Origin of the sequence: Phormidesmis priestleyi ULC007 (assembly GCF_003003695.1) — a bacterium.
Classification (GTDB): domain Bacteria; phylum Cyanobacteriota; class Cyanobacteriia; order Leptolyngbyales; family Leptolyngbyaceae; genus Phormidesmis_A; species Phormidesmis_A priestleyi_A.
Window position 1 is genome coordinate 40695 of sequence record NZ_PVWG01000030.1, and the last position, 11674, is coordinate 52368.

Genomic DNA, 11674 nt, shown 5'->3' on the forward strand with positions numbered 1-11674 from the left:
GTTTAAGGTTAGAAAACAACCTCCGAAAAGGAGCCTCAGAGCGAAATACAGCCTTTTGGCAAACCTCCTAGGAATTTTGCCCTTGCTTCGGTTTGCCAATTTGAACAGTTAAGGTGGATTCCTCCTTGCTCGGAGGTGAAGACGGTTAACCAACATTGCGGTAGACCCGCACCCTTTTGCTGGGAGCGCACCCAACTTCGAGGTAGATAGTTAACCAGAGCCAGAAAGCAAGATTATCTTCCGATAGCCAAACTAGCTCACAATTGTCGATAGCACAGAGACCATTGCTGGCATGAACTACGGCGCATCTGATTTATAGAGTAAATTTGAACTGAGCGCAAGTGTTTTTTATTTTCGGGATTGATAGGCTGCGATCGCTAAATTTTTAGGCTTTTCTTGAGGAGTTCCTGTAAACGGTTGTTTTACTACCTCGATAGAAATCCCGACTTGGGCAGCTTGGCTTCCGATACATTGGCTGAGTTGAGCATGCCTCCAGCGATGTACGCTTGCTCGATACTGAAGGGCATATTGTCGTTGGAGTTCTATAGAACCGGGAATTTCTTGCTCTGCTCTAGCTTGAACTTCGCCTTGGACAATTTCTCGAATGTCGCTGAGGTCAGGCAATATGAGGCTGCTAACCTGATACTTTTGAGCGATCGCCACAATTTCATGAGCTATCAAACGGTCTAGATGTTTTCCTGAGTTGGATTCTCCAAACCGATTGAATGCGCCTTTTTGCTGGTTCTTGTGCCGCTGATGAGCGTTGCGTTGCTGTTGCAAACGATATCGATTGAGAAGCTTATAGTTTTCACCCAGAAGTTGTCGGATACTTCTGTATGTGATGGCTTTTCCAGTCTGAATATCGATAATTGCGAGAGTAGCAGGTTTATCAAGCCCATAGCTTACACCTGCTAGAATTGACGGCTGACCTTGATAAAGAGGACGGCTTGGACGAGGAAATGGATTATCAAGTAAAGCCAGCATTGTTTCCCGCCTTTTAAGAAATGCTTCCTGATCCTTACTCAAATTTTTCTTAACTTTATTACAAGCGATAATTTCTGCACACTCGCTAGCTTTTTTCTGCCGAATTTGTTCTGTACCTTCTTGAGCCCAAGAATCAGTGTCTATAGCGCAGGATACAACCAACCGATGGAGATTCCAGGGTTCGCCTTCGCCTCTACCCTCCTGCCAAGCCATCCGCCCAGAGCATAGAGTAAATAAGCTGGCTGAGTGTTGGTTTCTGCTAGCCTTCTTAGTTTGTTGTCTTCTAGAAATCGCTTGAACCAGTGGAGATAACCTAGTTGAGCCGCAACCGCAAGCGGTTCTGCTCACTGACGAAGAATGCAAATTCGGTTGTCGGCTCCAACGCTAGTTAGATCGTAGCGTCACGAAGATTTTAGCATACAGTACAAGTGAACTAAATGGCGCTGTCGGTCTAACTCTTTGATCACAGTAAATCTCAAACGAATGCTCACCTAAGCCATTGAAGTTGACACATAATCTTCCTTTCTCATTCAGAAACCAGTGGAGATCTTCGTTTGTTTCGTAGTTGACTGGAAAAGGTAAAGTAGCTGGCTCTGTTAGCAATTTGGCTTGCCAATCGGCTGCTTCATTGTCATCTTTGGGAACACAACCTTCTGCCTTGGTTAAAGTTTCTAACCAAGTATGCTCAGACAAGTCTCGTCCTTTTGGAAACCTTGTACGCTCAAGAGTCTTGATTAGACGTTCAAGGCGGATTTCTGTTTTACGACGACGTTTGGCAAACTTTTTGGGGTCTTCAAATCGATCGGGCAGTTTGCAACCATTTTTGAGCAGGTAAGCGATCGCACATCGAGTCAAGACTTCCTCTGTCTCACCATAGAGTGTAAAGAGGGTGCTAGAAATAGCTGATCCTGGTTGTTTTGACTCTTTTTTACCTTTCTTTTTGCTGCGTGCCTTTTTAGGTTGTGGTTCGTTGTCCTGGGAATCTGAGTGATTTAGTTGCATGAGAAGTTCACTGGCTTTAGATCTCAGCGTGTTGATATCGCTCTGGCTAGCGATTGTTAACTCATCATCACTTTGGAGGATAGCCAACCATCGAGTTTGACCCGCAATCTGGTTTCTGAGTCGTGTTGCATTGGATGGTAATGTTGCTCATGGGGCAGTTCCCTGGTTTTGGTTAAAGCAAGGGGTCAGAATGATGAATCAAGTTGAGCGATCGCAGCTTTTAGCGTTTTAGATTTAGTTTGAGAAATAATACATTAGTTCTACTTTTTTATAAAGACATAATTGTCTAAGATTTTGTCGCTATGACAAGTAATATGACTATTCCTCATCGCCCTCCGACTTATCGATACTGGAATGTTTTAAAGGCGTACCTTCAAACTTTGAACAACGGGCAAATGGAACTTGATAAGTTTCTCAAGAACTGGGATGTGTCAGACCAGGAGTTAACGTTCATCTGTGATTGTTCGTTGACCACAGCAAACCATTGGTTTTCCCAAAGGGAGCACCGCAGAATTCCTACTGAAAAGCACAAGCAGCAATTGACATTGGTTCATCACATTGGGTGACACTCGTGCTGGGTGTAGCTGTGTTGGTTATTTCAGTCAAATCAGGCTTTGACCCATTTTCAGGGAAATTCATGCAGGCAATGGTGGAGAATTACTATAGTCCGGATGCATCTTTAAGATGGCTGAAACTGCAAATTTAGGCTGTTGGCGATTGAAGCAACGATCCCTTTTTTGCGGAGTTCACCTAAAGCTTTGTAGAAGTCTCCATCATCCAAATCCCAGCGCTCACAAAAGACGCTGACTTCGATCGTGGGATTAAGTTTGCCTGGATAGTCGATTTGAAGAGCGAAGAAAACGTAGTCTCGATCGCTAGTCAGAAGCTTGATCTGGCGGATTCGCAGGAGTTCTTCGCGATCGATTGGATAGTTGGCGGCGGTTGAGCGAGTCATAGGATTTAGAAAATAAAGAGTAGTACAGACAGAGAACATTTGCAGGGCTTTTTAGCCTTCCCAGACGAGTGTTCGCCAATTTGGAGGAATCACGTCGTCTCTGAGCGCGGCGCTAATCATGCCTTGGTGGGCAATGCTGGATCGCAGACAGTGGCAGCGGCGACAGAGCGTTCGCAGATTGGAGTCTGCATCGGAGCCGCCTTTGGAGACTTCCAGAATGTGGTCGATGTGGGCATTCTTTAGGGATAAAGAGTTCGGTAGCTGATGCTGGCAGTAGGGTCCTTGACAGCGCCCTTGATCTCTTTGCCAGATTTGTTTGCGCGTTTCGCCCCATAGTGCAGGAGGTTGTCGTTTTGCCCAAGCCATTTTCTCATCTCAATTGAAGAAAGTGTAACCGTGCCGTGCCGAACCTACGCCTAGCCTTGCCGAAGCATACCAAGTCAAGAATCGATGAATTTTGATTTCTCAAGTGACAGCGTTCTGAACGCAGAAATTCAAAACCTCGAAGCGCCCGTAGCCAATGATCGTCCGTCTGCTAGCCCCACAAGCTTGCCTGCGTCAATTGCCACGGTTTCCATTTCTTGCCTGGAGATGATGGTTTTGTCCCACAATAGAGTGAAGGAGCAGCGCCATCCAGCAGCGGCAGCGACCCGGTAGCGGATATTGTGTCCGCGAGTCGCAATATTTTTGACAACGCTCATGAAAGTATAGACTTCCTGCTCGATGTCTTCGCTGGCTCTGATCGGTTCTTCCGGCAGATAGCGATCGGTATAGATGCGGCGGTCTTGCACCTGTAACGTGGAAGCCATTGGGCTCATCAGGCTACTTCTCCCTCGCTTCGTGTACTTGGCGGCATCGCGGAAGCAGCCAAAGATGTGAGTAGGCAGGAGATAAAGCTGTCGATCTTCAGTGATCAGAACATTTCGCTGCCATTCAGTTGGGTCGTTACCCGGCGTGCCGCCTCGCTCTTGACGCTTGCCGAATGATTCGGATGGCTGTAGGTGATTTCAGAGCAAAGGTCTGGTTCCCTGATCGACTTTCAGTTGCATAAGCTAGCCCTGGCAACCCTTACACAACGAAGAAATAGGCTATCAATCTAGATGTCGATCAGCTTACCGTGACAATTCGAGGATCATCGTGCTTAATTTTGGACTTGACATCTATAGGCGCATCAATGCCTTGATTTCAGCGTTGCCCCTTCTGGCACAAAAATACTCTTTATTGGACAGTCTCTTTTAGTCCCTTGCAGTCTTGCTGGCAGTAGCACGCCTTTATTTCTGAAGGTGGGCATGATGACGGAGGGAGATGCTTGTGCCAGACTCGATGAGGCAAGCGACAAAATTTTCTTATGACTGTCACGCAAGCAACGCCAGAGCAGGGACAATTGGTTAGAGTCCGTCAGCGACAGTATGTGGTGACGGATGTCCGTAAAACCACGCTGCCCGCCAGTCCTCTCTTACCGAAAGCGACACTGCCTCAAAGCCTAGTCTTGCTCTCCTCCATTGAGGACGATGGGCTGGGAGAGGAACTTCAGGTGATTTGGGAGCTAGAGCCTGGGACGCAGGTGTATGAGCGGGTAGAATTGCCACAGCCCACTGGTTTTGATGATCCGGCTCGCTTGGATGCCTTTCTTGATGCCGTGCGATGGGGTGCTTCTTCTTCGGCGGATATTCGCACGCTTCAGGCTCCCTTTCGTAGTGGCATTGACATTGAGGATTACCAACTTGACCCGGTAGTAAGAGCGATCCAGATGCCTCGCGTCAACTTGCTGATTGCGGATGATGTGGGATTGGGGAAGACCATCGAAGCAGGGTTAGTTGCCCAAGAACTGATCATTCGTCATCGCTGTCGCCGGATGCTAATTGTCTGTCCGTCTTCGCTGCAAGTGCAGTGGCGTGACCAGATGCGGGATAAGTTTGGGTTGGATTTTCGTATTGTCGATAGTACCTTGATGAAGGAACTGCGACGGCAGCGAGGCATTCATGTTAATCCCTGGATTCACTTTCCTCGCCTCATTACCTCGATCGACTTCCTTAAGCGAGATCGCCCCCTGCGGCTCTTTCGAGAAGTGTTGCCAGCAGAAGCTGAATCCCTCTATCCCCGTCGCTTTGATCTGCTGATTGTCGATGAAGCGCATAATGTAGCTCCCTCGGGCAGTGGGCAATATGCGATCGACTCACAGCGAACGGCTACCATTCGCCTGCTGGTGCCACACTTTGAGCACAAGCTATTTTTAACTGCCACTCCTCATAATGGCTATCCAGAGAGCTTTACAGCCTTGCTCGAACTGTTGGATGCCCAGCGATTTGCGAGAGGGGTCGAACCAGATCGCAACCAGCTGCAAGTGGTGATGGTGCGGCGCTTGAAGCAGGAGATGAAAAATTGGGATGATTCGCCCATGTTTCCTGAACGGAAATTGGCGGCGATCGCGGTTGATTATCCTCAGACAGAACGTCAGGCACATGCGTCCTTAAAGCGGTATACAGAACTGCGAACGAAGGGTGCTAATGACAGCCTTGAAAAGTACGCTACTGAGTTTGTCTTGAAGCTGCTCAAGAAACGGCTGTTTTCCTGCCCACAGGCATTCCTCACTACCCTGACGCAACACCAAGAGTCTTTATCGACCGCGCGTCGTCGGCAAGCTAGCAGCCTGAGCGCAAAACCTACCGAAGGGATTTTGCGGCGACAGGTGGAGCAGGTAGAAGAAGAATTTGCTGATGATGCGGTGTATGAAGCCGTTACAGATGAGTCAATCAGCCACACCAGTCGTCTGTTTCGGGCACTGGCACCGGAAGAACAAGGCTTGCTGCGGGAGATGCTCCAGTGGGCGGAAGTGGCAGCTCGACAGCCCGATGCTAAGGCAACCCAACTGCTCGACTGGATTAATGCCACGATTCGTCTCAAGGGGCAGTGGTCGAATGAGCGAGTGATTATCTTCACTGAGTATCGGGCAACGCAGAAATGGCTCTATAACTTGCTAGCAGCCGAGGGTTTGGTGCAGGGCGATCGCCTGCTGACGCTTTATGGTGGGATGAACTCTGACGATCGCGAAGTGGTTAAAGCAGCCTTCCAAACGCATCCCGATGTGTCTCCAGTACGGATTCTGCTCGCAACCGATGCAGCTTCGGAAGGTCTGGATTTACAAAACTTTTGTTCCCGCTTGATCCACTACGAAATTCCCTGGAACCCAAATCGGATGGAGCAGCGGAATGGACGGATCGACCGTCATGGGCAGCGAGCGACCGAAGTACGGATTTATCACTTCGTGGGCAAAAGCTACCAGGAGCAAGCAACGAGCGGGATTCGTCCCGGTGATTTGGAGGGGGATTTAGAGTTCCTGATGCGGGCGGCGCTCAAGGTGAACAACATTCGGGAAGACTTGGGTAAAGTCGGTCCGGTGATTGCGGCACAGGTGGAAGAGGCGATGTTGGGGCGACGGGTGACACTCGATACCGCCAGGGCTGAGCAAGAATCGGCACCTGTGCGACGAATGCTCAAGTTTGAACGCAAGGTGCGAGAGCAAATTGAAAAGCTGCGAGAGCAGTTACAGGAAACGCGGCAAAACCTGCGGTTGACTCCAGAGAACATTGAAGCGGTGGTGCGGATTGGCTTGGAGTTGGCGGATCAGCCGCCCTTAATCGAGGCAACGGTTGAGGGGTTACAGGGTCCAGTCTTTCATTTGCCCCCACTGAAGAGTAGCTGGGCTGTCTGCGCTGAGGGGTTGGAGCATCCTCACACTAAAGAAATTCGCCCGATCGTGTTTGATGCCGATGCAGCGCATGGGCGTGATGACGTGGTGCTGGCACACCTGAATCACCGTCTGGTACAGATGTGTTTACGGTTGCTGCGAGCAGAGGTCTGGTCTACAGAAGGCAGAAAGCAACTGCATCGAGTGGCTGCCAGAGCGGTGTCCTCAAAGGCGGGGTTAGAAACACCAGCAGTAGTGGCGTATGGGCGGTTAGTGCTGCTGGGGAGTGACCAGCAACGACTGCATGAAGAGGTGATTACGGCGGGTGGAGTGTTGAAGGAAGGACGCTTTAGCCGTCTGGGGGTGATGCCGCTACAAGCGGCGTTAGGGGCAGTGTCTGCTGGTGAAGTGCCCGAAGCAATGCAACAGAAGTTGGCGGCGCGGTGGGACAAGTACGCTGAGCCACTGATGCAGGCACTCACAGTGCGGCAGGGCGAACGAACCGCCAGCCTGCAACAGGATTTGCAGAACCGGGCAGAGAAAGAGATTGCTGACATCACTGCCATCCTCACTGAATTGCAAACAAGCATTCTCAAGGAATTAGATGAACCGCAGGTGGAGCAATTAACACTCTTTAGTACTCCTGAACGAGAGCAGTTTGAGCGGAATATGAATAGCCTCAAAGCCAGAGCAGCGCAGATTCCCCAGGAAATTGAGCAAGAAACGGCTCTCATTCGGAAGCGGTTTAATGCTCCCACAGCTCGACTGTTTCCTCTGGCGGTTACATTTCTAGTTCCCCAGAAACTCCTCCGGCACCAGTAGGCTAGAAAAACTCACTTTTTGTTCAATGGTGATCCCTTTATGCAAAAGACCCATGCCTTCGCGCTTCTTGCTCCCATTCCAGAAGAGCATTTGCTTTCAGGACTGGACGCGGTTTGCTTCGCAAGTTCCCGAAGGGTAAACGCGGCTCAACTTGATTCTGATGATCTACCGCCTAATCATTTGCCCAAAATTGCTTTTGGCAGCATGGACTTTGAAGTGTTTGGGGAAGCCGAAAAGCTAAGGGGTGGTCAGGCGATCGAGGTCTTGATCTATGCCTCTCACGCAAAAGGCGACCAACCTTTGAACCCAGAGGCGACTTGGCGCGGGCTTTATGTGGGGTCTGTGGGGTCTCGTCGCGGTCGCTATCCCGGTAAAGCGATTTATCGACCCAAATCTACTGCCACTGATAGTCCAACCTGGGCAGTGTTTTGGGAAGTTCAAGGATTAGAACGGCTTAAAATGCCGCTACCGATCGGGAGCTTGCGGGGGAAGGATAAGAAGACGAATTATCAGGCTCGGTTTCTTCCAGAAGGTTCAGTCTTGATTGAATTTCCTGGATCGCGATCGTGAGCAGATCTCAAGCACAAGAAAAAAACTATGAAAATCGCAACCTACAATCTTCGGTGTGGTGGCAAAGCCAACCGACGTGTCCACTGGACTCAGCTTTTTGAGGTGGCAAACCCAGACATCTTTCTGGTGCAAGAAACCTGCCCCCCTGAACAATACGTGACCCATCACTTTTGGGAGACTCATCATCAGCAGATACAGTGGGCAAAGGTGGGGAATAATGCGTGGGGCAGTGCTGTGTTCGTGCGATCGGGAATCGTCAGCCGCATTCCCGTACCAGACTTTGAGGGGTGTGTCGTGGGTGTGGAAGTGGAGGGCTTCGCTTGGTCAGCAAAGCAGGGACGGAAGCTCCGCATCTTCAGCATCCATGCGCCTGCACCTTATAAACCCTCAGTTAATCGAATGCTCGACTGGATTGGGAGTCTTCCCGATGACGGTGATCTGATCATTGGGGGTGACTTTAACCTGACGGTTGGGGTCCGTCATCCCAACGAAAAGCAACAAGATCAGGATTTGTGGTTGCTGGAGCGACTGCGAAGAGAGTTTGGCTTGGTAAGCTGCTGGCAAGCCGCGAACCCCAACCGCGATCTTGCTCAAACCTTGCGCTGGAGTCGGGATCAAGCAATCCCCTACCACTGTGACGGCATCTTTGTTCCGGCTGCCTGGTATCGTTACTTGGATCAATGTGAGGTGCTGGCTTCGCCCCTGTGGGAGGAGTTGAGTGACCATAATCCGGTGGTGGCAACATTTTCTGAGGAGCCAGCCCCTGTATTTCTGCCTACTGCTGTGCCTGCGTCTGCTGCGATTCCGTCTATCCTGCCATCTTAACCATCTATGTCTACTGCTCGTCATCACGCTGAATGGCTTTCTCTGGTTGAAGCATCGGGTCCGTTTCTGAGCCTGCCTGTGCTGCTTAAGGCGTTTCCAGCAGGGTTGGATGCCCATGATTCGGAGCATTTGAAAGTGTTGCGATCGGCATACGAAGAATGGCAGGACAGCCAGTTTGGGTTGAAGCCGGAGCCAGGGATTCACCGGGCTTGGGTGGAGTTTGTGCTGAAGCAAACGCTGGAGTTGCCGGAGGAAGTGTTGCTGAGTGGGCAGCAGATGCCACTGGGATTGAGTGTCGCCGTTGCCGAACAAAACGAAACCTTACGCCCCGATTGGGGGGTGGTGAATCCGGCAGGGACAGCGGATGCGGGGAAGCCGCGGTTACTGGTGCAGCTTGTGCCATCAGGGCAGGATTTAGAGAAGCCGTTGAAGGGATCGCGATGGGCGGCGAGTCCGGCGACGCGGATGATGGAGTTGCTGCACGCCTGCAATGTGCGGTTGGGGCTGGTGACGAATGGCGAACACTGGATGTTGGTGAATGCGCCGAAGGGGGAGACGACGGGGTTTATCTCGTGGTACAGCATTCTCTGGATGGAGGAGCATCTGACGCTGCGGGCGTTTCGGAGTTTGTTGGCGGCGCGACGGTTCTTTGGGGTTGAGGATTCCCAGACGCTGGAGGCTTTGCTGAGTCAGAGCGTGGCGGATCAGCAAGAAGTCACTGACCAGTTGGGCTATCAGGTGCGGCGGGCGGTGGAGGTGCTGGTGCAGGCGATCGCTCGTCTCGACCAGGATCAAAATGGAGCTTTGCTGAAGGACATCGCCGAGTCCCAGATTTATGAGGCGGCGCTAACGGTGATGATGCGGCTGGTGTTTCTCTTTTGTGCGGAGGAGCGAGGCTTGCTGCTGTTGGGCGACCCAATGTATGACCAGCATTATGCGGTGTCTACTCTGCGGGAGCAGTTGCGATCGCACGCGGATCTGCATGGAGAGGAAGTGTTAGAGCGGCGATCGGATGCCTGGTGTCGGTTGCTGGCGACGTTTCGAGCGGTGTATGGCGGCATTTTTCACGATACGTTGCAGCTTCCAGCTTATGGCGGCAGTTTGTTTGACCCCGATCGCTTTTCGTTTTTGGAGGGGCGTGGGCAGGGAACGCATTGGCAGGAAACGAGTGCTGACCCGCTGCGGATCAATAACCGGATTGTGTTGCACTTGCTAGAGGCGTTGCAAATTCTGCAAATTCGGGTGCCGGGCGGTGGCGTGGAACCGCGTCGGTTGTCGTTCCGAGCGTTGGATATTGAGCAGATTGGGCATGTCTATGAGGGACTGCTGGATCATACGGCGGTGCGAGCAACTTCAACGGTATTGGGCTTGGTGGGCACGCGATATGAGGAGCCAGAGGTTGCACTGACAGAGCTAGAGCGGTTTCAGGCGCAGGGTGAAGAAGCGCTACTGGCGTGGTTGAAAGAGCAGACGGGGCGATCGCTCTCTGCCTTGAAGAAAGCTTTGAGTGCGGAGGTTGAGCCACGCGACCAGCAGCGCTTGCGGACGGCTTGTAACAATGACCCGGCATTAGTCGATCGCGTGCTGGTGTTTGCCGGGTTAATTCGGCAGGATACGCTGGGCTATCCGGTGGTAATTCTGGCAGGCAGCGTGTATATGACGGAGGGGGTCGATCGCCGTCAGTCTGGGACGCACTACACGCCGCGCAATTTAACGGAGGAGATTGTGCAATATACGCTGGAGCCGTTGGTGTAGGAGGGCGTAGCAGAGGGCAAGCCGAAGGAAGAATGGCGGTTGAGATCGGCGGCGGAGTTGCTGCAACTGAAGATTTGCGATATGGCGATGGGCAGTGGGGCATTTTTGGTGCAGACCTGTCGCTATCTAGCTGGAAAGCTGGTGGAGGCGTGGCAGCAGGCGGAGGCAGAGCATCCGGGACAGGTGGTGATTGCGCCAGAGGGAACGTTGTCGGGAGCGCGTCCAGATGAATGCCCGATTCCGAAAGATTTGGATGAGCGGTTGCTGGTGGCGAGACAGATTGTAGCCGATCGCTGCCTCTACGGAGTTGATAAGAACCCGTTAGCGGTGGAGATGGCGAAGCTGTCGCTGTGGCTGGTGACACTGGCGAAGGGGCGACCGTTTACGTTTGTGGATCATGCGCTGAAGTGGGGCGATTCGCTGTTGGGGATTACCAGACCAGAGCAAATCGAGTTTTTGAAACTGAATCCTGAAAAAGAAGCGGTACAACTGAGAACGGTTTCCGATCGCTGGAAACCCTTTGTGCAACGAGCGATCGCCAAACGGCAAGAGCTAGAAAACTTTAGCGTGTCGGATATTGCCGATATTCAGAAGAAGGAGCAGCTCAACCGGGAGGCGGAAGCAGCGATTGCCATGTGCGGCATGTGGGTGATTTTTTGGTGGCAGAGGCATTGGCGCAGGCGGGCAAAACCTCTGATCTGACGGATGATGAAATTCAGGTGTTGGCGGAGGTGGTGATTGAGGCGTTGGCTGAAGCTGACGAAGAGAAGCGCCACCGTGAGATTGCCGCGATTTTGGCAAAGACCAACCGCATGATGAATCTGGGCAATCCAGCCAACCAACCGCCTCGCAAACCGTTTCATTGGCTGCTGGAGTTTCCTGAAGTGTTTTTGCAGGAAGATGGAGCGAGGGGATTTTCAGCGATCGTTGGGAATCCCCCATTTCAAGGCGGAAAGAAAATCACAGGTGCGCTCGGAACTGACTATCGAGAGTTTCTATAGCAGTCCTATTTGAGTTGTAAGATCAGCCATAGCGCCGCAACTTGGGAAAATCAAACGTGTAAGACTGCAAGA

At 51.6% G+C, this 11674-nt stretch carries 10 protein-coding genes and 1 pseudogene; 6 read left to right on the plus strand and 5 right to left on the minus strand.

Annotated elements, in window-relative coordinates:
• Window positions 1-348: 348 nt before the first annotated feature.
• The 5 genes and pseudogenes from cas12k (C7B65_RS28475) to C7B65_RS19305 all read right to left on the minus strand — a co-directional run bounded on the left by cas12k (C7B65_RS28475) (window position 349) and on the right by C7B65_RS19305 (window position 3750).
• Window positions 349-1332 carry a type V CRISPR-associated protein Cas12k gene (gene cas12k / locus C7B65_RS28475; protein WP_219898653.1) on the minus strand — a complete coding sequence of 328 codons (984 nt, stop codon included), beginning with the start codon at window positions 1330-1332 and terminating at the stop codon, window positions 349-351.
• Window positions 1333-1368: 36 nt separating this feature from the next.
• A pseudogene (cas12k, locus tag C7B65_RS19285) lies at window positions 1369-2100 on the minus strand (type V CRISPR-associated protein Cas12k); the annotation flags it as partial.
• A gap of 565 nt (window positions 2101-2665) precedes the next feature.
• Entirely contained in the window at window positions 2666-2941 is a 276-nt protein-coding gene (locus C7B65_RS19295) for a hypothetical protein (RefSeq protein ID WP_073074345.1), read from the minus strand.
• A gap of 51 nt (window positions 2942-2992) precedes the next feature.
• On the minus strand, window positions 2993-3307 hold the full coding sequence (locus C7B65_RS19300; protein WP_073074346.1) for an HNH endonuclease: 315 nt from the start codon (window positions 3305-3307) through the stop codon (window positions 2993-2995).
• A gap of 128 nt (window positions 3308-3435) precedes the next feature.
• Window positions 3436-3750 carry a hypothetical protein gene (locus tag C7B65_RS19305; protein ID WP_083583130.1) on the minus strand — a complete coding sequence of 105 codons (315 nt, stop codon included), beginning with the start codon at window positions 3748-3750 and terminating at the stop codon, window positions 3436-3438.
• 539 nt (window positions 3751-4289) lie between these two features.
• Here C7B65_RS19305 and drmD point away from each other — a divergent pair.
• From drmD to C7B65_RS19330, 6 genes are read left to right on the plus strand one after another with little or no spacing between them, the layout of a single operon-like run.
• Window positions 4290-7451: a DISARM system SNF2-like helicase DrmD gene (gene drmD / locus C7B65_RS19310; RefSeq protein WP_073074347.1), complete on the plus strand. Its 3162-nt coding sequence runs from the start codon at window positions 4290-4292 to the stop codon at window positions 7449-7451.
• Between the two features lie 39 nt (window positions 7452-7490).
• Window positions 7491-8021, plus strand: coding sequence for a hypothetical protein (locus C7B65_RS19315; protein WP_073074348.1), 531 nt, complete (start codon window positions 7491-7493; stop codon window positions 8019-8021).
• A gap of 27 nt (window positions 8022-8048) precedes the next feature.
• A complete protein-coding gene (locus C7B65_RS19320; RefSeq protein WP_143162094.1) occupies window positions 8049-8846 on the plus strand; it encodes an endonuclease/exonuclease/phosphatase family protein in 798 nt (265 codons plus the stop codon).
• A 6-nt stretch (window positions 8847-8852) separates the two neighbouring features.
• Window positions 8853-10601, plus strand: a complete 1749-nt coding sequence (locus tag C7B65_RS19325) for a type IIL restriction-modification enzyme MmeI (protein WP_219898654.1) — start codon at window positions 8853-8855, stop codon at window positions 10599-10601.
• 39 nt (window positions 10602-10640) lie between these two features.
• The gene (locus tag C7B65_RS28480; protein ID WP_219898655.1) at window positions 10641-11303 is read left to right on the plus strand and encodes an Eco57I restriction-modification methylase domain-containing protein; all 663 of its coding nucleotides are present in this window, start codon (window positions 10641-10643) and stop codon (window positions 11301-11303) included.
• Window positions 11246-11602 (plus strand): Eco57I restriction-modification methylase domain-containing protein, encoded by a 357-nt coding sequence (locus tag C7B65_RS19330; protein ID WP_143162095.1) that lies wholly within the window; start codon window positions 11246-11248, stop codon window positions 11600-11602. Before C7B65_RS28480 ends, C7B65_RS19330 begins: the two co-directional genes overlap by 58 nt.
• Window positions 11603-11674: the final 72 nt, after the last annotated feature.

What these genes read in the sequence shown, in the direction of transcription:
- C7B65_RS19305 (WP_083583130.1), bottom strand. Translation starts at nt 3,750, where the DNA reads ATGGCTTCCACGTTACAGGTGCAAGACCGCCGCATCTATACCGATCGC.
- C7B65_RS19325 (WP_219898654.1), top strand. Translation starts at nt 8,853, where the DNA reads ATGTCTACTGCTCGTCATCACGCTGAATGGCTTTCTCTGGTTGAAGCA.
- C7B65_RS19315 (WP_073074348.1), top strand. Translation starts at nt 7,491, where the DNA reads ATGCAAAAGACCCATGCCTTCGCGCTTCTTGCTCCCATTCCAGAAGAG.
- drmD (WP_073074347.1), top strand. Translation starts at nt 4,290, where the DNA reads ATGACTGTCACGCAAGCAACGCCAGAGCAGGGACAATTGGTTAGAGTC.
- C7B65_RS19295 (WP_073074345.1), bottom strand. Translation starts at nt 2,941, where the DNA reads ATGACTCGCTCAACCGCCGCCAACTATCCAATCGATCGCGAAGAACTC.
- C7B65_RS19300 (WP_073074346.1), bottom strand. Translation starts at nt 3,307, where the DNA reads ATGGCTTGGGCAAAACGACAACCTCCTGCACTATGGGGCGAAACGCGC.
- C7B65_RS19320 (WP_143162094.1), top strand. Translation starts at nt 8,049, where the DNA reads ATGAAAATCGCAACCTACAATCTTCGGTGTGGTGGCAAAGCCAACCGA.